14 protein-coding genes are annotated in these 24,750 nt (G+C 35.6%); 2 read left to right on the top strand and 12 right to left on the bottom strand.

Annotated features, from left to right (window positions below; translation table 11 throughout):
• Positions 1-27: 27 nt before the first annotated feature.
• The 9 genes from AVL50_RS33595 to AVL50_RS32430 all read right to left on the bottom strand — a co-directional run bounded on the left by AVL50_RS33595 (position 28) and on the right by AVL50_RS32430 (position 15,044).
• A complete protein-coding gene (locus tag AVL50_RS33595; protein ID WP_062617403.1) occupies positions 28-423 on the bottom strand; it encodes a transposase in 396 nt (131 codons plus the stop codon).
• Positions 424-535: 112 nt separating this feature from the next.
• Positions 536-1,279: a hypothetical protein gene (locus tag AVL50_RS32465; RefSeq protein ID WP_062622242.1), complete on the bottom strand. Its 744-nt coding sequence runs from the start codon at positions 1,277-1,279 to the stop codon at positions 536-538.
• 22 nt (positions 1,280-1,301) lie between these two features.
• On the bottom strand, positions 1,302-1,778 hold the full coding sequence (locus tag AVL50_RS32460; protein WP_062622240.1) for a hypothetical protein: 477 nt from the start codon (positions 1,776-1,778) through the stop codon (positions 1,302-1,304).
• Between the two features lie 4 nt (positions 1,779-1,782).
• Positions 1,783-3,129, bottom strand: a complete 1,347-nt coding sequence (locus AVL50_RS32455; protein ID WP_062622238.1) for a RagB/SusD family nutrient uptake outer membrane protein — start codon at positions 3,127-3,129, stop codon at positions 1,783-1,785.
• An 11-nt stretch (positions 3,130-3,140) separates the two neighbouring features.
• Positions 3,141-6,155 carry a SusC/RagA family TonB-linked outer membrane protein gene (locus tag AVL50_RS32450; protein WP_082796109.1) on the bottom strand — a complete coding sequence of 1,005 codons (3,015 nt, stop codon included), beginning with the start codon at positions 6,153-6,155 and terminating at the stop codon, positions 3,141-3,143.
• Between the two features lie 8 nt (positions 6,156-6,163).
• Positions 6,164-8,947, bottom strand: a complete 2,784-nt coding sequence (locus AVL50_RS32445; RefSeq protein ID WP_082796108.1) for a pitrilysin family protein — start codon at positions 8,945-8,947, stop codon at positions 6,164-6,166.
• 556 nt (positions 8,948-9,503) lie between these two features.
• Complete coding sequence (locus AVL50_RS32440) at positions 9,504-10,607, bottom strand: phosphatidylserine/phosphatidylglycerophosphate/cardiolipin synthase family protein (protein WP_062622233.1); 1,104 nt, start codon at positions 10,605-10,607, stop codon at positions 9,504-9,506.
• Between the two features lie 303 nt (positions 10,608-10,910).
• Positions 10,911-12,245, bottom strand: a complete 1,335-nt coding sequence (locus tag AVL50_RS32435) for a hypothetical protein (RefSeq protein ID WP_062622231.1) — start codon at positions 12,243-12,245, stop codon at positions 10,911-10,913.
• 30 nt (positions 12,246-12,275) lie between these two features.
• Positions 12,276-15,044, bottom strand: coding sequence for a TonB-dependent receptor (locus AVL50_RS32430; protein WP_062622229.1), 2,769 nt, complete (start codon positions 15,042-15,044; stop codon positions 12,276-12,278).
• A gap of 1,189 nt (positions 15,045-16,233) precedes the next feature.
• Between AVL50_RS32430 and AVL50_RS32425 the strand changes: the two genes are divergently transcribed.
• Positions 16,234-17,292 carry a hypothetical protein gene (locus AVL50_RS32425; RefSeq protein ID WP_062622227.1) on the top strand — a complete coding sequence of 353 codons (1,059 nt, stop codon included), beginning with the start codon at positions 16,234-16,236 and terminating at the stop codon, positions 17,290-17,292.
• Between the two features lie 743 nt (positions 17,293-18,035).
• On the opposite strand, the gene AVL50_RS32420 is transcribed toward AVL50_RS32425, so the two are convergent.
• Positions 18,036-19,817 (bottom strand): sulfatase-like hydrolase/transferase, encoded by a 1,782-nt coding sequence (locus AVL50_RS32420; protein WP_062622225.1) that lies wholly within the window; start codon positions 19,815-19,817, stop codon positions 18,036-18,038.
• 1,073 nt (positions 19,818-20,890) lie between these two features.
• On the opposite strand from AVL50_RS32420, the gene AVL50_RS32415 reads away from it, so the two are divergent.
• Positions 20,891-22,444, top strand: coding sequence for an arylsulfatase (locus AVL50_RS32415; protein WP_062622223.1), 1,554 nt, complete (start codon positions 20,891-20,893; stop codon positions 22,442-22,444).
• A gap of 91 nt (positions 22,445-22,535) precedes the next feature.
• Here the strand turns inward: AVL50_RS32415 and AVL50_RS32410 are convergent, their stop codons facing one another.
• A complete protein-coding gene (locus AVL50_RS32410; RefSeq protein ID WP_082796107.1) occupies positions 22,536-23,909 on the bottom strand; it encodes a DUF4493 domain-containing protein in 1,374 nt (457 codons plus the stop codon).
• 273 nt (positions 23,910-24,182) lie between these two features.
• Complete coding sequence (locus tag AVL50_RS32405; RefSeq protein WP_062622219.1) at positions 24,183-24,749, bottom strand: YdcF family protein; 567 nt, start codon at positions 24,747-24,749, stop codon at positions 24,183-24,185.
• Between the last annotated feature and the right edge of the window lies 1 nt (position 24,750).

Genomic DNA, 24,750 nt, shown 5'->3' with positions numbered 1-24,750 from the left:
TAGAATATCCATTTCTGAAATCATCAACTACTTGGGTGAAGAGTTTTTTCTTATGTCAATTTTATACTCTTTTTCGGCCAGGTCAATCATCATATCGAAAATGATGGCCTTATGATCTGCTTTCTCAGCTTCTGCTTCTAATCTATTGATTTTCTTTTTGGCGGTTTCCAATTCCAGTTTGAGCTCTAACAGTTCTTGTTCAGGTGTTTTCTTCTTCATGGTACTGACTTTATGGTTCCAGTCAAAGTTACCATATTTTTGTAACCAAACCTTTACTGTTCTATCTCCCTGTATTCCATATTTACGTGTAGCTCCTTTTAAACTTAATTGACCACTTTCAACTTCTGAGACAATTTGAAGTTTTAAGGACATTGAATAATCCTTCTGAGTTCTTTTAACATATTGACTTTTATTGTCTTCCATAATAACGATTGTTTTAGTGTATCGTTATTTTAGGACTTTACAATAGCAATAAAAAAGCACCTTTCTATTAAAAAGGTGCTTCCTCTGTCAATTTTCAATATCTCTAATCTAATTATTCAGCTTTTTTGAATACATAGTGAGATGTACCAGTACCGTAAATGTTATCTGTTGTTTCCATGATCAACTGACCTTCTTCAATGAAGAATACTCTATCACTGTTACCTTCAATCACTTTTGTGTAATTTAAAAGCATATCTTCATACGATAAGTTTGTAACATCATATTGTTTTACATCAATTGTGATTTCTCCAGTATCAGGATCAGATGTATCACCAACCTCAACGTCATCTTTCGCAAAAGAACCTGCTAATACTTCTTTCACTTCTGCTACTAATTCCGTTTGAGGGAAAACTAAAATTCCCCAATCTGCAAAATCAGGATATAATGTGTTTTGGTAGTTTAGCACTAAGTCGTATAAGTCATCTCCTTCAGCAGGAATATCCACTGAGATAGCGTATACATCACCTTCTTTATTGAAAGACATTGTCATGTCAAAAGGTTCTGCAGCTGTTGCTCTTAAAATTTTTGTGTTTGCAAATGTATTTGGACCAATTTGATCTCCATCTTTAGCCGCTAACATTTCAGCTGAAGGCACGAACTCTACTAATTTCCAATCGCTTTCTACTACAGCATTGAAAATCGAATCTGAAGTTGCAGCCAAAGCAATTCTTGTTTGCTCTTGTAATTCTTCTTGTGTTGGTGGTGGTGTCACTTCGTCTTCTTCACTTGAACAAGAGAATACTGACAGTGCTAAAAAGCCTGCCATCAATAATGATAATAAATTAAGTTTTCTCATTTTTTTGATGAATTTAATTGAATTAATATTTAAACAGGTATGTTTTCAGACGAGGACGTCTGTCTTCATTTTCTTTCTTGATACCCATCATTCCTGGAATAACATTAGGTTGATCACAGCTCTCAATGTAAATGACAAGCTGAGTACGTGTAATCATACTTGGATCAATGGCATTTGCAGTGACTTTATAATAACCATAACTTGCTCCTGCGGCTATTTGCACATCCGTTTGAACTGAATAGTCTACCCCATAAGCACCCGTACTTGTTGAATCTACTTTAAGCAATACCGTCAAAGGTTTATCAATTGGGGTACTGATAGAGATGCTGTCCAAATGCTCCAGCCTGATTTCATTAGTAGTGTCTTTAGATAAAGTCAACATTACCTGATCATCACTTAAGCTTACAAATGGATTGCCTGTGTAAAATTTATCTTGAGATACCTTGTCATTACAAGAGTAAAAGAGTATGGCTATCAAGCTGATGTATAGGTATTTCATGATACTAATTGATATAAGGGTTGGCATTTGTTTCTTCAATAGGTATATCAAACGTATACCTGTCGTCTCCTGGCACAAGTTGATTTCCATTTGGTCTTGTAACCACAATTCCTAATTTCTTTGAAAGACGTTTTAGATCATAGAATCGATTTCCTTCTTGGAACAGTTCTTTTCTCCTTTCCAATAAAATGGATTCTAAGGTTAAGGTATTTAATGGATCAATGCCTCTTGCTATTCTTACTGTATTAAGGGCTTCCAATGCTTTATCAGGATTGCTTTCCAATGCTGCTTCTGCATATATAAGGTATTGCTCTGCTGTTCTGAAGTGTTTGTAGTAAAGCATCCTTGTTTCTTCAGCATTATTTTCATCTTCTAAATACAAATATTTAAGAGGACGTTTTGTTGACCTATCAATATATTGTGTTCCCTTTCTAACATCTGAATCATCCAAACTATTATAAAAATTCAACTCCAATGATACATTATTGGTCTCATATTGATTATGATAATCCAATAATGGGCCTTGATCAGTGTCTGAAAGGTTGTCGGTCATAAAAATCACTTCCGTATTTTTGAAACCGTATTGATCACCCCAAAGCATCCAATAATCATCAGCATTCAATAAATCTATATTTATAAAATAGCTTGAATAGTCTCTTGCTGTTTCCAAATCACCTTTGTATAAAGCTATTCTCGCTCTTAATGCTTTAATTGCAACAGTACGAAAAGCAAAATAGCTCATTTCAGAAGAACTGTTTTTAAGCTTTTCTTCTGCTTCATTAAGATCCTTTTCAATTTGATTGAATACTTCCGCTAATGTTGATTGAGGTAAATATTCTCTATCTAATTTCAATTTCAATGGAATGGCTAATTCATTCCCATTTGACCCATCATAATGTGGTGCATAAATTGTGGTAAGATTAAAGAAAAACCACGCTCTCAATGCCAATGCCTGAGCATAAATTTCATCTTTTAAAATCTTTTCATTTACATTTTGAACAGGAACGATATCATAATTATCAATGACCACATTGGTGGCAGCAATCAATGCATATTGTTGAACCCATAAAGAAGGTTGAGGTCTTGCCTGATAATCCCACAGGTAAATAAAATAATTCATCTGCTCATACCCTTCTATCACATTTGTGAAATCATCGGTAGCATAATCAGTAGATGAAATATTATTTAGAGGAACTGTTAAATCAAAATACACCTTATTCAAAGCCTGTTGATAATAAGTTACATTATCAAATGCTTTTTCAGAAGAAACGACATCAACTGGATCAATATTAATTAATGCACACCCTGAAAGACCCACAGAAATAAAGATGAATACTATTAATTTTTTCATGAACTTATTATTTAAAAAGTAACATCAACACCAAGAGTATAAGACTGTAATAAAGGCTGACCAATACCTGTGACCTCAGGATCAATTCCTTGGTACTTTGTGAAAGTATAAAGGTTGTTGGCTTGTGCTGTGATCATAAAGTTCTCTACATGCTTCAACCTCAGGTATCGTTTTAGATTGTATCTTACCGTAATGTTTTTAATTCTCACATAACTTGCATCTTCTAAGAATAAGGAATTGGCTGTATTGTCAGAAAAGAACTTAGGGTATGGGAAAGGTTTACGGTCTCCAGGAGCCAACCAAATCTCATCATAGAAACCTTCAAATGGCACTTCACCATTTTTTGAATTCTGAATCATGGTGCTTTTGAGGTTATTGTTGTTTACTCCTCCAAACGCGTAAGTAAGCAACATAGAAACCTCAAGGTTTTTATAATTCAATATGTTTGTGAAACCGCCGGTATATGGATGATCAAAAGTACCGAAACCAATCATTTGGGGAGCATTACCTCCTGTTACTAATTCTCCAGAACGAGAATAATAAATCGGCTGACCATTTACAGGGTTTACCCCTGCCCAGTGCCTCACAAATGCTGAGTTAATCGGTTCTCCTACTTTAAAATAACCTTCAGAACCTACTCTTATTTCATCTTGACCATACAAGTCGGTGATTCTGTTTGTGTTGTATGCTAAATTTAGTCTTGATGTCCAACGAAAATGATCGGTTCTAATGGGTACTCCACTCAATGTCAATTCAATACCCTTGTTTTGTAAGGCACCAATATTTTGAAGTAAACTTGTATAACCATTACTTGCTGGTATGCTGATTGTTGACAGTAGATCATCTGTATTTTTAATATAAGCTTCAAGTGTACCATACAATCTGTGATCCATTACACCAAAATCTATGGCTGTTGACCACTGTTTTGTTTTTTCAAATTTCAAATCAGGATTGTAGAACTCAACTAAGTTGATAACCCTTTCACCTCTGTATGTTGCAGTACCTGTAAAGTCATAAAATGGCATTCCTAAAGTTTGGCGGATACCTCCTGAATTATAATTCAGGCCATACGAAATTCTCCATTTCAACTTATCAATTTTTGATTTAGAGGCCATAAAATCCTCTGCTTTAATATCCCAAGCTACACCTGCACCATAAGCGGCTACAAATTGCCTATCTACGGGCAGAATAGATGAACCATCAAACCTTACCGAACCTGTAAAGTCATATTTTGACTTATAACTGTATGATAAACGGCTGTAGAAACCAAGTAATGCATCATTGTATTTGGAATTGCTGATCGTTGCCTGTGGATTGGCACCAATAGTAGGATCTACTTTCGGTGATATACCAATAGCTCTATAACCAAAACCCCAGTTATTATTATTGACATATTCTGTTCCTCCAACAAGAGTAACGAAATGATCGCCAAACATTTTCATAAAATCAGCACTTAGGTTCAATCGATTTGTCAATCCTTTCGACTCACCTTTCGATACCTGACCACCCGTTTGCGTTATATTCACACCATCAGGATTTGCTAAACTAACACTGATATTTTCAGCCTCAGAATAAGCTATTCCATACTCGGCACGAACGTTAATATCATTCGTTACTTTGTATGTAATTTTAGGGTTGATGTTCAACCTCCAAGTGGTGTTCTCGCTGTAGTTATTGTATAGTTCATCAAAAGGATTCTCAAAGTTGACACCACCAATATTTGTTTTTCTTGATATAAAAGACGTATCATTGACCGTTTCATAAGGCTGTAATGTATAAATCAACCTTTCTGGGCTTGTCAAAGACTTTGAACGTTGGCTTCGAGCAATTGAGGCATCAAAACCAACAGACAATCGGTTATTGATATTGTGATCTAAACTGAAACGAGTAGCAAAACGTTTCGCCCAAGAATTCTTGTAACTACCGTCTTCATCATAGTAATTGGCAGAAATAAAATACCTTGTATCTGCTACTCCTCCAGAGATACTCATTTGCAAATCCTTCACTTCACCCACTTGAGAAAGCTCTCTGTACCAATCCGTATTGATACCTTCTAACTCCGCATATTTTTCAGCTTTAAAATCCAATACTGGTTTAAGATCACCCGGCCTTGGAGAATACACATAACCCAATCCATTTGTGATTCCGAGTTCTCTTTCCAAAGCCAATTTCTCAGGAGATTTCATTAAAGAAATACCACCTAAATCACCAATAGGTCTCACTGTGTGCTGGTACCTGACATTGTAAGTTGTTTTACCAACAATACCTCTTTTGGTTTTAATTTCAATGACACCGTTAGCACCACGTGTACCGTATTCCACTGTAGACAAACCATCCTTCAAGACCTTAATATCCACAATATCGTCAGGGTTGATTGTTGCAAATACAGCAGAAGAAATAGGAATTCCATTCATGATATACAACGGCTCGTTGGCTAGATTGAAGGTGGACAATTCTTCATCTGTTGAAACTCTCTCTCTCACGCCTAACGAGTTGTTACCTCGTATTCTAATTTGAGAAGCTTCGCCTGGATTACCATTGGCTTGTACAGCTAAACCGGCCACTTGACCTTGAAGTAGTTGATCAAAAGAACCCGCAGGTGTACCTGTTGTAAATACTTTGGTGTCTACTTTACTGACAGAGCCTGTCACCGAACGCATATCTTTTTGGCTTTCGCCGAATACCGTCACAGTTTCCAAATTCTCTACTGCTACTCTGAGTTGTACGTCTATAATGGATTTATTACCTACAGTAACAGTCTGTTCACCGTACCCAACGTAGCTAAAAATCAAAGTTGTACTTTTACTCAAACCACCAAAGGTATAGTGTCCGTCATAATCGGTTACAACACCCGATGTTGTTCCATCAATAATTACTGTGACACCAATTAAAGGTTCACCATTGTCGGCATCTGTTACCATTCCTTTTACGGTAACTTGTTGCTGTGCCAGGGCAAAATGAGCAACAAAAGCCAACCCTATAGACATGATAAGTCTATAGATACTATGTTTGCCAGCTATATTCATAAGTCAGATTATTTCTGAGGGCTAAGCATGAAAGTCAGAACTTCGCCTTCTTTAAGATATTTTTTTGCAGTGGATTGAAGTTTCTTGGAATTAATCTTCTTTACATCTTCTGTATAATTCTCAAATTGCTTACTTCCCTCCCCTCTTCTATTGTAGTTTGATAGTAATTTTAACCAGTAACCATTATTTTCCAATGCTTTATCACGATGATTCAGCAACGCTTTTTTGACTTTATCGATATCCTCCGCTTTTATCTCCTTTTTCAACTCATTAACTACAGACAAAGCTACTTTTCTTAATTCCTCTGCCTGATCAGGTGAAGTGGTAAAAACGATATTAAATTGATAGTGATTGTAAGGGATATTTTCAACATAAGCAGAAGCAAAAGGAGCATAAGCACCACCCATTTCTTCACGTATTACTTTTGTAAGACGAATAGTTGTGATATCACTTAATAATTGTATTGCAATACGCTCTTTTTGAGTAGAAGGGTATTTTCCAGTGAAACGTAAAATCACTTTTGTTTTATCCGCTGTATTTTTATCTACCACAATACTTTTACCTACTGGAGGTCGGATACCATGATCTTTATACCTCTTTTCAATAGTTTTTGATGGAAGACTTCCAATATACTGATCCAAAAGTGGTTTTAAGCTGTCCACCTCAAAACTGCCCACCATCATAAATGTCATACCATTGGCTCCTCCAAATCTTGAAGTGTAAAAGTCAAAAGCTTTGTCTAAACTTAAATTGTCTAATTGTTCAGGCGTCAATAAAGTCGCAGTCCTGGGACTGTTATTCATCATTACTTTATTAATCTCATCCGCAAAATAAGTCTCTGGATCATTCATGCTGTTTTTATTGAATTCCTTCTTGTTTTCAATAAAACGCTCCACTTGATCCTTATCTTTTCTTGGTGCAATAAATGTAAGGTAGTTCAACTGCAGGAGTGTTTCCAAATCTTCAACATTAGAAAAACCGCTCACTCCTTCAGTATATCGATGGATAAATGAACTCAGTGCCACACGTTTATCACCAACAATTTTCTCTAGTTGTTGCTGGTCAAAATCTCCTAAACCGCCCAATTCCACTAAGGTATTGGCCATAGAAGCATTATTAAACTCCTCATCAGAGGCTAACGAGTAACCGCCATTTCTTCTGCCCACAAACCTTATTTCATCTTTCTTATAAGTTGTTGGCTTTAAGATTACTTTTACACCATTCTGATAATGTAAAGTTGTTGTTCCTAAAACTTCATCTGTTTCTTCTTTTTGAAGTGTACCTTTTTGTGGTAACACTGCCAGCAGAGGAGCATCAATTTCATCGCTTGCAAAAGGCTTAATTGCCTCATAATCGATATTATTAATGGCCTTTAAAACTTCATCTTCCGAAGGAATTTTTTCAACGGCAGGAGCTGTTACAAAAACTACTCTGTTCTTCTCACTGTCATTGATGTACTCATCTGTCAGTTCCTGAATATCTTCTAACGAAATTTCACCAATAACATCCAATAAGAAATCATTTTTAAATTCCGAAGAAGTATATTCCTCTCCATAAATCACATGACTCTGCAACATGTTGATATATTGGGCAGAAGTTAACGTACTTTGCTCCAGAATACTCGTTTTCACGTCTTTCTCAAAGATACTTTTCTTTCTATTGAATTCAGCCTCTGTGAAACCGTATTTTTTAATTCTGTATAATTCTCTTTGTAAAGCCTCAATGCCATTAATTACCTGTCCTGTTTTCACAGAAGCAGTAGAAACATATCTTCCCTTGTCACCAGAACCTCCTTGAGCATATGACTGAGCATACATAAATGCGGCTCCTTTTTGCTTTGAAACCTCAGAAAGACGCTCATTGACCAAATATGTATACAAAATGTTGGCAACACTTCTTTTCAGATCTTTCAGTGTCTCTTCTTTATGCTTTGGAATTTTTGTAATGATTTTGACAGAAGTGGACGTAATTTCCTCGTCTTGAATATTCTTGATTAAGGTCTGATCGTGATTCTCAATTGTATAATAAATTCTTTCTCTCTTATTTTCTGGGTTTTCAATGTTTGAAAAAGATGCTTTAATTCTATCTTCAATCTCCTTTTCATCAATATCACCAATCACTAAAAGTGTGGCTAAATCAGGGCGATACCAATCTTTGTAATAACGGCGTAATGCCTCTTCATTTCCCTTATTTAATACCACTTCATTCATCAAACCAATAGGCAATCTGTTTTTGTACCTAGAATTGTAATACAGTAAAGGGTACATATCATCTCTCAAGCGATCAGATAAGCCTGTCGTTGTTCTCCACTCTTCATGAATAATTCCTCTTTCTGCATCAATATCTTCTTTATCCAACGTCAATCCGCTTAGAATATCAGAGAAAAAGAGGAATGCATTATCCAATGTCTCTTTCTCATTATTAGGAACAGGAAGCATATAAACCGTTTCATCATATCCAGTATATGCATTAATATCACCACCAAATTCTACGCCTATACTCTGAAAATAATCAATCAACGCATCTTTAGGAAAATGTTTACTGCCATTAAAAGCCATGTGTTCAAGGAAGTGAGCAAAACCTCTTTGATCCTCGTCTTCAAGGATTGACCCAACATTCAAAATCAAGCGAAATTGTACTTCTTTTGAAGGAGTTTGATTTTTTTGAATGTAATACGTGAACCCATTCTCTAACTGTTTTTTCTTAACTGCAGGATTTAATGGAATCGTTTGTGCATTGACATATTGCAGTGTCAATAGCATGAATATTATTAAAGATTTTAGTGCTTTCATCAGATTGATTGATAGTGGCGAATAGAAGCTTCATTTAGGAGCTTCCTAAGTAAAGATCTATTGGTTTATGAAAGCAAAGTGGATGATTAAAAATTAAATGTCAATTATATAATATTATCTATTAAAAGTAATTAAATGTAAATACTACATTAAAATAATTCCGTTTTTTTTTAAAAGGGTGCTGTTCAGGTGTTTTTAATTAACCGTACCTTATACACTATATAAATCAACTGTGTTAATGAATCCTTCAAGCTCTAGTAACGTTAACTTACAATAACATTAATTTTAATAGATTTTAATGAAAAAGCAACTTTTGATGATTATTCATTCATTAATTTTAATATAAAAATTATTCAATTTAATGTCCGTTAGCAAAGCTATTTTGGTGGGTTCATCTATCTTTAATCACTTTATTGAAAAGTGAAATATAACACAATATAAACTAAATTTTCGTCAACTTTTAATAAAAATTTAAACACCTTTTTAAGGTGGATGATTTTTAACTAAAAGAGATGTTTCAAACATGTTCTAAAGCCACACTTACAATCCTACTTCTTTAGTATTGTTCAAAAATCGTCTCCAGCCAAACCTTATAATCGGAAATAATTGAAGCATGCTGTAGTTTTAATATCACTTCATTATTGTATCGCAAAGACCTTTGCCTGAAGTTGTGGGCTCCTGTCCAAACTGCACTATTTTCTCCATCTTCTATTAAGATGGTCTTATTATGGATTGACCTTTCACTGATCCATTTTACGGAGCAATTTTCATAATTCTCGTTCCACTCGTTAAGGGTGTTTTCCCAAGAAACGTCCAAATTATCTGTTCTTGAGGGAGGTGCCATAATATTTATTTTCGTCCCTTGATCCAACAATCCTTGTAGCGTTGACTTTAAGGTTGGTCGATCGTCTTCCCATTTTGAATTCATGATGGTCACGACGGCGGTACTGCTTACACCTGAAAAAATATCTACTGCAATGTCACCTCCAGTAATTTTAGGTAAGAACCCCACAGTGGCTTGTCCGTATTGCTCCCATTCAAAAGTCCAGTCTCTCAATTTCTTTTCAGCATGTGCCACTTCCATCTTTTCATAATTGCTCACAAAAGCATTGTAAAGTTCCTCATCGGCAAGCATCACCATATCTTGGTATTTTGAATTATCGTTGGAAGTGAAGTTATAGCTTGTTTGTAATACAATATTTTTCCTGATTGATTCCGAAGTTTTAATTCCTGAACTTAAGAGGTATTTGTTGTGATTGATGGCTTTTGCAGAAAGGTAGTTGACATAGCGTACAAAAGTAGTGGCACTGTCTTCCAACACTTTTGATGTATAATTATTGACAGCATCAATATCCAACATCACATGTACTTCTACTCCCCTTCTTACAGCTTCCATTAAATGATCCCTGATTGAACCATAAGAGAATTTAAATAGATTGATATGAATTGTCTCTCCAGCGGGAGTAGCATCAATGATATTATTTACATTTTCATAATAAATCGACGATGAGTTTTTTAGGTCTTCATCAGTAGGCAAAACAGTGAGTGGAAATTCCTCATCAAAAGTAAAAGTGTGTTCTGGTATTTCAACAATGGTGTTGTCAGAAACTTCACAAGAAAAAAAGAATAGGGGAAGGAAGAGGAGTAAAAGATGTTTCATTCGTTTAGAATATTAAAACAGGTATAATTTATATTCTTACTATCACGTAAACCAGATGATAAGCTTCCTTCTTCTTCATTTTTTCCATTGCTGAAATAACGAAGAAAAAATAGACTTAGAATACTAAAAATATTCGAAAGCTTAATTTAGTATAAACGAGTAGTAAGATTTTATGTAAATAGGAAAGAAGGAATAAAGTGTGTTAAGGGGAAACTTAGGTCACTTTATTCCTTCTGGAACTACTTTTAAGTACAAATTCAAAATTAATTATGATTTATTTTTGACTTAGTACTTCTCTAAAAATTACTTCGTGCCAAATGCACCGATGTAATCTGATGATGCAGGAACTGAGAATGTTTGTCCTCCAATTGAGAAACTATTCATTGGAGTGATTTGGTCACTACCTTTTCCTAATAGTTGAGAACCTGAAGATAAGTGGAAATCATATTGTTTCCAGTCGTCAAACTTCACGTTTTCGCTTGGAGTATAGAATGCCTCTTCACCCTCAATTGCTGAGATAGAGAAAGCATCTACATCAAAGTTAACGAAACCTGGCTTACCTGAAGTGATTGATGAAGTTGAAACTTCTTTTAAAACACCGTTGCTTGGTGCAAATTCATTTTTGATGATATCATTGTAACCATAGTAGAATTGGTTTCCGATAGTAGTGTTTGCTAAGTCTACGTTTGTCTCACCTGTTTCAGCATCACCTACAATACGTACACCATAACGGCAGTTTACAATCACGTTGTTATGAATTTTACCTTTCGCTCCTTCTTCTACGTTTACAGAACCACCACGGCCTGACTTGCTTCTTCTCCAACCGCTTGATACGATAGTGTTATTGTAAGCATTGATGTTTGTCTGAACTGCTTCACCGTTTTTGTTTGACCACTTTGGACCGTTTGTAGCAATGTGGTAGAAAAGGTTGTAAGCTACATCACCTGTAGTGCCTGCTTTGATGTTTAAAGCTTCACCACCTGTTGCACCGATAAATGCAAACACGTTGTTGTAGAAAGAAATTTGACCTCCCTCTGGACGGAATGCGTCATCTACCATATAAGCAATTACAGAGTTGTGAACTACTACTTTTGTTTCTGAGTTTTCAGAATAGAAACCATAAGAAGGCTCACCTACTTCAAAACCAAGATCTTTTTGGATAGAAATATGCTCATCTGTCAAAATACCGTTTGCAAATTCCATTACTACATGGTTCAATACGAAAGTCTCAGCAGTAGCCGTACAGATAAAACCACCCCAAGCTTGTAAGTTGAAGATGTTTGCTTCAGTTCTATCAGCATCCGGTACAGTGAAGTAAATAGGAGCATCTGCAGTACCTAAAGCGTGTAAGTTACCTTCAATTAAAAATTCAGGAACTGTATTTTTGTCAACAAGTACTTTTACACCTGGCTCGATTGTCAAAGTAGCACCTTTTTGGATCACTACGTGGTTACCCAAGTTTACTGTTCTACCTGCTTCCCAAGTCTCATCTTCTGAGATAGTGTAAACACTTGAAATTTCAAGATCTTCTGGAGGAGTCACTACTGTAACTTCGTCTTCAGTTGAACAAGATACTACTACAAATAGTGTTGAAAGAACTAGTAAGCCTCTCAAAAGTAAAGAGTTGAAAGTTTTCATTTTAAACTTAAAAAATTGTTTTCGAATAGATTATAATTTGTATTTAAGGCCCAACTGGAAATTACGGCCGTAACGTTCATCACGCACCTTTAAGTTGTCCCCCGGATTACCCTGAGCTGGGTATTTAGATTGCTTTTCTGTTGCAGGTTGATTGACATACACAATAAATGGTGTGTCTAAAATATTTCTTGCTTTCACAAAGAGTGTCAACCCAAAATCAAAATGTTTTTCTACTGAAAAGTCCATTTGCCACCTTGCTTCTTGCCAAAGGTCCTTTTCATAATATCTTATCACTTGATCAATTCTTTTGCCTGTAATTACATTAGCCAACTGTACATCTAAACCGTGTTTTTGGTTTTTATATAATAATGAAATATTACCGATGTGTGCTGATTGTCCTTGCAGTGGACGAGTTTGATCAATCTCTTGTGATCTGTTGTTTTGATCCTCTTCTCTTACAAATACCACTTTTGTTGTGGTAATACTTGACTGCGTAAACGTATAGTTGGCCTTGATTCCAAAGTTTCTGAAGTACTTTGTGGCATCAACTTCTAAACCGTAGTTTACCGCAGTACCATAGTTGTTGGGCTGTAAGAAAGTCTTTCCTCTTTCATCCGTTTTCACACCCATTTCTATTGGGTCTTGAATGTTCTTATAGAAAGCTCCAATAAATAAGTTGTCTCTTGTTCCAGGAAAAACTTCATAACGGAGATCGATATTATCTGTAATTGTACGTTTCAAATCTGGATTTCCTCTTTCCTCGGCACCGCTGTCAGTTGTTTCTTCACCCAACGTGTAAGGCACAATTTCAAAGAAGCCTGGTCTGATTACAGAACGGAAGTAAGAAGCTCTGATGTTTGAGTTTGCATTCAACTTATATCGGAAATGTAAACTCGGTAAAACATCCATGTATTCTTGCTTCCCCTCTGGCTCATCATCATATCTTGGAAACCTCAGCGTATAACCTTGATCGGTGTGTTCCATACGTACACCACCTACAATTTCTGTACGTTTTGAAGGCTCAATTTTATACTCAGCGTAATAAGCCAAGATATTCTCATGTGCATCATAATTCAGCGGATTCGTCTTTCCTCCCTTAGGGTTGGATAATGACCAATCTACCTGATCATACTTCCAGTCTTCTCCTGTTTTTGTTTCATTGTTCAGTGGTTTGAAATTGTAACGGATGTAATTGTTAGTTCTTTCCTTGTTTCTATACATTCCACCCAATTTCAACTCACCAAAATTGTTCAGATCAAAAGTATTATTGATATATCCCGTGTAGTCTCTATCAGAATTATCTTCCCAGATTCTGTACTGCCCGCCAAAATCCTCTACTCTTACCTGCGTTGGCACACCATTTACATAGGCGGCATTTCTTGTGAAAATAGTTTGATCAGGACGGTTTCTTGTTGCCAATGAATAAACGGCTGACCAATCCATTTTCCAAGCCGGCAAAATCTGATGCTGGCCCTGTAATGTTGAATTGTAAATCTGTTGTTCTGTCGTTCTTATTCTAGTTACAAAAGTAGCAGTTCCGCTGTTGCTTTCTGGGTCATACTCACCATCCCAAAGTCTATATCGGACGGTTTCTCTTACTTGGTCTTCTCTTTCGTAGATCCATGCATTGTACAAGCTGATGCTGTTTTTGTTGTTGAAAACATAATCAATTTTGTTGTGCACACCGCCCCTTGTCATGGCAGAAGAATACTGTCGGTGCTCGTACGTTTCAAGTTCTACTAGGTTGGTAATTTGGTTGTAGCCCACATCATATAGGTGCGTGTCTGATCCTCTATGAAGCTTTTGTAAACTACCCGCCAAAACAACGCCTAGCTTACCACCTAAAAAACGGTTGCTTACAGAGGCTCCAAGGTTATAATCCACAGGATTATACTTTGGAGTTGGTACTAAATTGTCAGTTGTGAAATCGTCGAAAGATGCTACATAACCTTCAACGTTTTGGTTATGCGGTGCAACGTAATTGGTTTTTGATTGATCATAGGTTAAGAAAGGTTGGCCTCCATTTTCAGAAAATAATGTGTTCATACCACCCGATGCATTGACCTTAAAACTAAAGTTATCTTTCGCATTTTTCATGATCAAGTTCATCGCTCCACCCACTGCATCACCTTCCATGCTAGGTGTTAATGCCTTTGTCACTTCAATACGGTCCAACAACTCAGAAGGAAACATATCCAACGGTACATATCTATTTTTATTATCAGGAGAAGGGATTTTCACTCCATTGACCAAAGTGTAAGAATACCTTTTCGGCATACCTCTCACAATGGCATAACTTCCTACACCTGAATTACTTTGCTCTAATGAAACACCTGATACTCTCTGCATCACATCCGCCACATTTAAGTCCGGAGAAAGTTCAATAGTGCTAGCAGAAACCACATTCAATACCATTGGCGAATGTTGTTCTGTTGCTCTTGCACTTGCATCAGTGTCCAGTTCTCTTGAAGCTCTGATTTCTACTTCATCCAATTCTTGATGATCGTCTTTCAACACAAAATCAACTACTGTCTCTCCACTTACAGTCACTGATTTAATTTGTGTCTTAAAACCGATAAACGAAGCCTTAAGATTGATAGCAGCACCATCACTTACGCCTTTTATAATGTAGGTGCCATTTAGCCCTACCATTGCACCATTTGTGGTGCCTTCCACTACAACAGATGCACCTATCAGTGCTTCTCCACTACTATCTGTTATAGTGCCTTTAATAGTTTGTGCTGATACAGAAAAAATCGTCAGATTGAACAGAAAGCTCAGCATTAAAGACTTATACATTTGTCTAGTTTAGATTGATTACGGGGGCAAAATTGAAGAACAGATTTTTAATTTCGGGTATAAATCAGGTTACGTTTTTTTGTAAAAAGAGTGAACGTCTTATGAACAATTATGACTTAAATGAATTGCATCTTACGGAAAAGAAAACCATTTATTAACAGTGAGTATTCATTCAAATTGATTTCTTAACTTATAACACTTGATCATTATTTATAAGTGAATAAGAATACATTAAAACAGTTAACCATTGATTATATGACACTTACAAACTCATCTAAATCAAACGTTAACCCCATGTAACAAAGCATACTGTTTTAGAATGGATTTCCAATTTTCCTTGTTCACATTACAACTTGAATTTTTAAATTAAGAAAAACTAAAAATGAATTCGGATTTACATCCTCTCTACATTGTTCATCATCCGATAACACATTTTCTCTTTTCTAGAAACAAAGCAGTGCTAGAATTCTTTGAAAAGAAAAAAATACCTACTCTCAATGTTGAAAGCAGGTATTCCACAACTGTTTTTATTCTGATGAAAATACTAAGTACTATGGCAGAATTATTTTAAACTCAATCTATTTTTTGCTTAGCACTTAGTGTAATATTATCTCACAGTCCACCTGCATCTTCTTGAGGATGTACTTGCATCAAGCAAAATCTACTTGTCAATTCAGATGCATTCAATGTGATGGACTACCTGACCTGATGTGTTCCTTCTTTGATACCTCTACTACCCCAATAAGCTGCATTGGACACAAGGTTAGAGTAAAGCTTTATTGTATAGGATTTTTCATATGATTAGATACGACATCCACCTACCATATTCCTGATATAGAGGCTTCTTTTTGTTCGCACCATAAATATATTTTCATAATTCACTTTTAGTTTTTAGCATTTAAAATTAGTCAGATAGTACAATCATAATTATTATGTATTTCGAATGAAAGTTAACAGACAAAACCCGTTACTTTTACGCTTTGTTATTGATGTTTATTTAATCATTTTGTCGCTAGAAGCCACTGCTTCCAATTTCATTTTCAAGAATTACGATACATTAATTATAATGTTTCTCTACTTCTACTGATTATTGGTGACAATCTGATTATATTGCGCTTTCAAAATTATTTTTATTGAGAAATAGATTAAAGATTTAGCTTTAATTAAAATATAGCTCCAAAAGAATTCAATGGGAAAGAATATTAATTTAACAAAATACTTAACTGAAGAATTTGAAACGAGAGAAGGTTTAGATGCCTTACTTGAATTTGTGGTATCCAACTGGAATGATGTTCAAAGTCTAGAGGTTTCTAGTAGTTTGGAAAATTCTGAAACTCCAAATGATCAGATTTTGAGTTTCCTTTCGAAAATAGATGCTCAACTTGATTATGGACAAGGTTACAGAGATTTTGAAAACAATCTGCTGCCCTCTCTTCAGAAAATCTCGGATAGAATCAACAAACAGTTTGATGTTGTATTAAATCCATATTTCAAGAAGAGATCTATCACAAGTGAACACGAGCGTAACGTTGAAATTAAAGACCTTACGAACTTAATTGTTTTGATGGAATCTTTATTGATCAACTATGACCTTGAAGAATACGATGAAGATATTGAAATCTACAAAAAAGTATTCCTAGACGGCAAGATTGATCAAAAACCTTTTGGAGTGAAAAACTTCTTGGCAAAAACAGTGGGCAAGTTTTTAGTGATGGCCAACAACAATGTCAAGGTTTATGAAGACAAGGCATTGGCAGAGAAGCTTGTGACTTACAAGAAAAGATTAACGGCAGATATTTTGTTCTTGATCTTCAATGTAAGCTGGTTGCCAAAAGAAAGAACTTACAAGAATACGCTAATACTGAACTTGCTTCAGTCTATGGAATTGGGTGACAATATTGATGATTATGGTGATATCATGACGCAAGTATTGGCTTATACTCAAAAAGTGAAGAACTTGAATCCTAGTATTGTTCGTGAGTGCACGGTATTCCATGATTACACTTTACCAAAATACTTGGAGTGGAAGCAATTGGAAATAAGAGAAAGAACTTTCAAACCTCTTGGAGAGGTAGAGGAATTCAATATTCTTTTTGCAAAGAAATTAGGTTTCTTCACTGTGGATACTATACAAAGTAATGGCAATAGTGATATTGTAAGAGCAGGTTATCCTATCGTCAATGGTCACTTTGTTTGGGAAAATATTCCTATGGGTGATAAGGCTAATAAAAAAGTGATTTATCAGTAAACAATTTTAGAGCATGTTTGAAACATCTCTTAAGTATAAATAAGAATCCCACTTTCAGGTTTTGCTTGGAAGTGGGATTTTTTTTTAATGCTATTGAAAAAGGTGATGGACTGTCACGTGGTAAGGTGATAGACCGTCACATGGTAAGGGGACAGACCGTCACACGGTAAGGTGATAGACCGTCACATGGTAAGGGGACAGACCATCACATGGTAAGGGGACAGACCGTCACACGGTAAGGTGATAGACCGTCACATGGTAAGGGGACAGACCGTCACACGGTAAGGGGACAGACCGTCACACGGTAAGGGGACAGACCGTCACATGGTAAGAGGACAGACCGTCACGTGATAAGGGGACAGACCGTCACATGGTAAGGGGACAGACCGTCACATGGTAAGGGGACAGACCGTCACATGGTAAGGGGACAGACCGTCACATGGTAAGGGGACAGACCGTCACATGGTAAGGGGACAGACCGTCACATGGTAAGGGGACAGACCGTCACATGGTAAGGGGACAGACCGTGGTAAACTCCCCTTTCTCTAGGGATATTTTGTTGAATTTTTATGTCTTGGTACACTGTAAACTAAATTATCATCTACTTTGAATCTAAGGATGAAAAAACGAAGCAAAAAATTCTAGGCTTAGAAGTCAAAAACTAAATTTCACTCCTCTCACCTAAATGACTTTCTAATTACACATCCTAAGAAGATGTTTTGTAAGCATCTACAAGTAACTTTCTAGAAATCAATGGCACTTCGGCTGTAAACTGATTTTGTATCGGTACATGAGTCCAATTGGAAATCGATAGTATGAGTGGTGGTCTCAGTGACTTTGATTGTTCTTTTTTTTCGTTTTCCTGAATAACTGTATTTATAAATTACATCATCTCCTATTTTCAAAGTGCTGACAACCTTTTCGAGATCTTTTAATGAATTGATGGGCTTTCCGTTCAACTCGTATAGAATTTCATGGATCACTGCTTTGGCTGTATTCTGGTCTTTTTTAGTGACTACATAATCCATCAGTACAATGCCCTGGTTTGGAGATACATCATTTAAGATTTTTTTGAGGTCTTCATTGTTTTCTTGAAATTGCCTTTTCCCCCATCCTAAGCCTACAGCCTCTCTTTTTACAGGTTTTAAAGCACCTGTTTCTTCTACCCAATGATCATATACTTTGGTGAGTGATTTCACTTTTTCGGGAAATTTCAACGACAGATCTTTGTATTCACCAATGTCATCAGAGCGTTTGTATAATTCTTTCTTGTTGGAAGTCAAATGGATGATTAATTTGAATTCTCCATCATTGACGGCCGCCATGGGTGAAGCTATCCACTGTCCTTCTGCTGTTTCTTCGGGGTGAGGTACATACGCTGGAAAATGAAATACCACAGGCTTCTTTCGGTTTATTGACTTCCTTTTCAACCATTGATTTTTAAAGCTCTCTCCATCTAAGATATATTCCTTCTGCTTTTGGTATTGATCACTATTGATGCCCGCTATCTCAAGAAATGTAGGATACAAATCCGTCCCCACAATCAAATCCTCTGACACCTGCCCTTTTCTGATTTTATTGGGCCAGCTGACAATCAACGGCACACGAATACCTCCTTCGTATACATTATTTTTTCCTCCTTTTAATAGATTCGAAACTCCTCCATTGGCTGACATAAATACAATCAATGTATTCTCTAAAACTCCTTTTTCTCTGAGTTTTTTGGTGATCAGCTGTACACATTTGTCCAAATTAAGCGTCATGGCTGTCATTTCAGTATCTGGATTCATTTTTGAGTTTTTTGTTGCTTCTTCCACAGAAGACCCGGGCCCTTCAATAGAGTCATTTACAAAAAACTGTGAGACCATCATAAAAAAGGGTTTGTGGTCTTTTGCATGTCTTTCAATATAAGACACAGCATTATCCGTAATAAAATCTGACAAGTAGGTTTGCTCCTTCAAATAGCGGACGCCACTCTCACTTTCAATTGCCTCTAACGATGGATAAGTTGCTAAGTTCCCATGCTCATTTTGGATAGATTTGTTGATTTGAAAACCTTCTTCAAACCCTCTTTCATTAAAGCGATATCCTCTTGCTTCTCCTACATTCCATTTCCCAAAAAACGCAGTAGAATAGCCCGCATATTGCAAGGCATTACCCAGCGTAAATTTATCTAATGGAAGTTCCTTTTTACTAGCTGGAGAAATGGTTGATCTGTATTTTGCCAGGCCCTGTGTTGCGTCAACTGCATTGTAAATTCCTGTTCTGGCATTTACCTGACCGCTGATGATTGAAGCCCTTGATGATGTACCATTAGGTGAATTGGCATAAGCGCTTGTATACTTTATTCCTGAATCGGCTAACTGATCGATATACTTTGTTTTGTAAAACGTACTTCCATAGCAACTTGTGTCTGACCAGCCTAAATCATGTGCTAAAATAAACACTATATTCGGACGGTTTTGTGCTGATAATACGTTTGAATACAATAGACTGATAAGTAATGTTGTAATTATCTTTTTCATACTATTTGGTTTTGATTCGAAGAGAAGGTTTGCTTATAATTTAATTTTGAAGAGTTCTTATTATTCCTGCTTGTTAAGCTTTTCTTAGAGCATGTTTGAAACACTTTTTAATCAAAGGACGACGATACAAGTCCTGATTCTAAGTACTAGGACAGAAGAAAACGAGTGTTTCTTGCACCATAGTTAAAACTATGGGCAGGTGATAGGACAACCTAATCAAGACTAAAGTCTTGAAGGTTGATAACGTAAGCAACACTTTAGTGTTGGTGAAGTCAGTATCACCTGCCCATGACTTCAGTCATGGTGCACGTATATTTATTATTCCATTTCTTCTGTCCTAGTACTTAACGATAGAAAAATTACCAAATCATTTCTGACTTACATAATACGTTTTTTTTATGGAAGATGCATCAATAAGCACATCATTTTCAATCTGAACCTATAATTTAGGATGATTCAATTTTAGAGCGAAAAGAAAATCCTTCCCTTTTAAATACAAAAAAAACAATAAATAGAATTAACTATGATTTATTTTTGATTTAGTACTTATATCGAAATATTTGATTCAAAAGCACCATAAAAACTGTCAGAATAAGAGTATTTATGGAAACAGACATTTTCTGTATTGACAATCGCATAGTGTTCTAATAGGTCAAATTATATTGAAGTGTGAAAACTAGAAAGTGTCGTTTGATTGAAAATAGAAGCCTTTGGAAAAGAGTAATTTTAAGTCCTATTAGGCGAGAATAACGAAAAATGTCGCTGTTTTTGATCAAAACACACCTGTTTTTACTTTGACAAAAGCATTAAATTTGTTGAGAACAAAATGAAAACAATGTCAGCATTTGTATCAATAATGTCCAAATAAGTACTAAGACAAAAGTAAACGAGTGCTTCAGAGTTAACGTTAATTTGGTTTACAATGTATTCAGTAGCACAGCAAGTTGAAGTGTTACTTTTTGAACTATTTATCAAGTATTATATTCTTTTGATGGGTAGGTTGACAGTGGATATAATCTACATAAAATAGGTCTTCTTCCTTCAAAAGAACTATTATTTTTTTACTATTTGAAATGAAAAAATACAGCTTATTTATTACTATTTTAGGTTTGCTTGCAACGATGGGGTGTCAGAAGCAAACCACGGCAAACAACGAGTCGCAGAAAGAAACTAAACCAAATATCATTTTCGTGTATTTAGATGATCTTGGCTATGGTGATTTCAGTGCCAACGGAGCCAAAGGTTTCAGAACTCCTAACATTGATTATTTAGCCAACAATGGTATTAACTTCTCCAATGGCTATGCGTCATCTGCCACTTGTACACCATCAAGATACGCTGCACTGACGGGTGCTTACCCATGGAGAAACAACTTGAAGATTTTACCAGGCACCGCTCCTTTGATCATTGATACGAAACAACCCACTGTTCCAAAAATGCTAAGAACTGCCGGGTACTCAACAGCCATTATCGGTAAATGGCACTTAGGACTTGGTACAGCCGACAAAAACTGGAACGAGCATATTTCACCAGGACCAAATGAGGTCGGATTTGATTATTCCTATATCATGGCGGCTACACAAGATCGTGTACCTACTGTTTATATTGAGGATGGTGATGTGGTGAACCTTGATAAAAATGACCCTATTGTAATTGATTATAATGTAAAGTTTGATGATGAGCCTAATGCCATTGACAACCCTGAGATGTTGAAGATGAAATGGCATCATGGGCATAATCAAGCTATCGTCAACGGTATTCCGAGAATTGGATATATGAAAGGTGGAAAAGCGGCGCTATGGAATGATGTGGATATGGCAGATCATTTCCTTAACAAGGTAAAATCATATATCACAGCAAAAGCTAAAGAGGACAAACCGTTCTTCTTGACTTATACCATGCAACAACCTCATGTTCCTAGAACACCCCACCCTCGTTTTGTAGGCAAATCAGGTAAAGGTCCTAGAGGTGATGTGATTTTGGAGGCCGATTGGTGTGTAGGTGAGCTATTGAAAACGCTTCGCGAAGCTGGTATTGAAGAAAACACAATGATCATTTTCTCTTCAGACAACGGACCTGTATTGAATGACGGTTACTATGATAAAGCAGTTGAACTATTAGGTGATCATAGCCCTAGCGGTGGATTACGAGGTGGAAAATACTCTTTATATGATGCCGGTACTCACGTTCCATTTATCACTTACTGGAAAGGTAGAATCAAAAGTGGTAAATCTGATGCTCTAGTGAGCCAATTGGATTTATTCAGTTCATTAGCATCACTAGTAGGCAGTGAAGAAAGAACGGGTGATTCTCAAGATGTTCTTCCTGCTTTATTAGGAGAAAGTAAAGAAGGTAGGTCTTCGATCATTCTTGAAGCAACAACAAGGACTTCTTACCGCAAAGGTGATTATATTTTAATTCCAGCTTACAAAGGGCCCAAGATTAACAAGAAAGTCAATATTGAGCTGGGTAATAACGAGGAAATTTCACTTTATAACCTGAAGGAAGATCCTTTCCAGCAAAATGACATTGCTTCTCAAAACCCTGAATTGGTAAAGCAGTTGATGGAGGAGTTTGTACAAAAAAGAGGAGATTACAATAAGACTCAGAAATTGATTTTGAAGTAGTCTCAGATTGTATTATTCATAAAAAAGTCATCTTCACCTTATCGTCATTGTATAAGGTAAAGATGACTTTTTATTTTAATAATATGATTACTTACTGCCTACATAATCCATTTTCGAGAGAAGTTCTTGAAGGATTATATTTATTACTCCTACAAGCAAAACTACCTCTATTTTTAATTAGAATATTAGGATCAAAATCACAATAATCAGATAAAAGCTTATTATTTTCAAAATTTATATCACCTTCAATTGTATCTAAATCATCAAAACCAGTTAAGGATGATAGAAAATAGCAGGATCTAATTTCAAAGTCTCCTCCTACATATTTCAAATTAGATAAAAAACCAAAGCTTTCTGCTTCTACTGGAAGATTTGCTATGTAAAGATCTCCTTTTACAGAGTCTAAAGCTGCAAAGTTCAAAAAGGCATCAAGTTTTGTCTGGAATTGACCATATACACGAAGGTCACCACCAATTTTTTTCAGATTTCTAAAACCATCTAAATTCACAATACTTGAAAGACCTGTTAAATATACATGGCCAGTTACCTCTCTTAAAGTTGATAACCTACTTATATCTGTAATTTCATCAGTATTGATACTCAGACTTCCTTCAATTTTAGTAATTCCTAATTCAACAAAATTATCAAAGCCTACTTGCGTAGTTAGTGCAACATGATCAGGGAAAACAACCGAAGTTGAATCGTCACCACTTCCGGGACTTACTGGTAAAATGTATCCATCTTGAACAGGAACATTAAAATCGAGGTCAATAATGTTTTCTTCCTCAATAATTAAACTGAATTTACCACCTTGATTAACTGCTGAAAAAGTAACACGGTAAAAGTCATTCTTTCTTACATTAGGAATCTGAAACGTCAACCAGTTTTCTTCTGGGTCAGTCTCATAATTTACATCTAAATATATATGTTGTGGAAGTACATATAATATTTGATCAACATCCTTATCAATAACAACTGAATGAATTGTATCTGCACGAACTGTGACATTTATATCAGGATATAAACTTTGAAGAGTATCTGAAAATACAATTTTAATCTTTGCATTCACAAGAGATACAGAGACATTTACTTGCGAAATTTGGCCTGGAAGAACCTCAAAAGTTGATTCTCCGTAATAGACAGGATTATCAAATACGAAATCATTTGGTGTTCCATAATTGACTTCTACTTTGTAAAAGCCTTCACTTAGTAAAATTCCATTACTCATATCCTTGTAAGGAACATCTTCAATCACAGCTGTTGAATCATCAGAATATATGCTGATCAGCAGGTCATCGATTGATACGCTTGAGATTCTCTCATTAGATTTTTCCACAATGGTTTCATCTAGGATAGAGAGATTGAGTTTAAAATTTCCTTCAAGCTGAGGTTCCGGTTTGTCTTCATTTGTACAAGAAGACAGCATAATACAAATGGATAGAATTGAAGTTATTAGTTTTCTCATTAGATAAAGTGTTTTAATCACCTTTAATTAGCTAAGGTAATTGGTTTTAATTAGTTATAGTACTCTTGCTAATTAGATACATTCAACTCTATTAACTAATCATTTATCATAATTAATGTTAATTTTTAGAACATTATTTACTGTAACACAGTGCAATTATGCCAACTGAAAATTAGGTCTCCTATAAAAGGAAATAGTTATCTACCACATAAACAACACGCTATAATATATATACGCTATAAAAAGATTTATTTCACTTGATGAATAACCTATTTAATGATCAAAACTGAGAATGAAGTAATATTTATAAAAACCAAAAAATTCCCTGAACAAACCATACAAATCTCTCCACTCAAAATAATTCGGACTTGCTCCTGACACTTGATCTATATCTATTTTTCGAAACGCTAATTTTGATCTGGTAATGTGATAGAATTGTGAAACTACCACTACTGATTTACAGTTGGGAAATTGTTTTTTAAAGTTTAATGCTGTCAGCCAAGAAGTATTTCCTTCATCATCTATAAAAATAGCATTGGCAGGAACACCTTTATGGATCAAGTACTCCGCCATTTTCTGCCCTTCATAATGTCCCTCTTTTCCCAATCCACCACTTACAAAAAGCTTTTCTACTGTATTTGATTTATATAATTCTAATCCTTTCTTCACTCTCTCCTCCAAACGTCTAGACAATGTCCCGTCTTCGTTTACAGTATTACCAAAAATTATGGCAAATTCACTTTTTTGAGGCTGTGAAAATATCCCGTCAAATATGGTGTATAACTCATGTATACTAAACCATGAAATACCAATGTAAATTAAAAATTTGATTGTTTTCATA

It is taken from the genome of Flammeovirga sp. SJP92, from assembly GCF_001583495.1.
Classification (GTDB): Bacteria; Bacteroidota; Bacteroidia; order Cytophagales; family Flammeovirgaceae; genus Flammeovirga.
The sequence above is the reverse complement of the archived record's forward strand: the minus strand, read 5'-3'. Positions and strand labels throughout refer to the sequence as shown.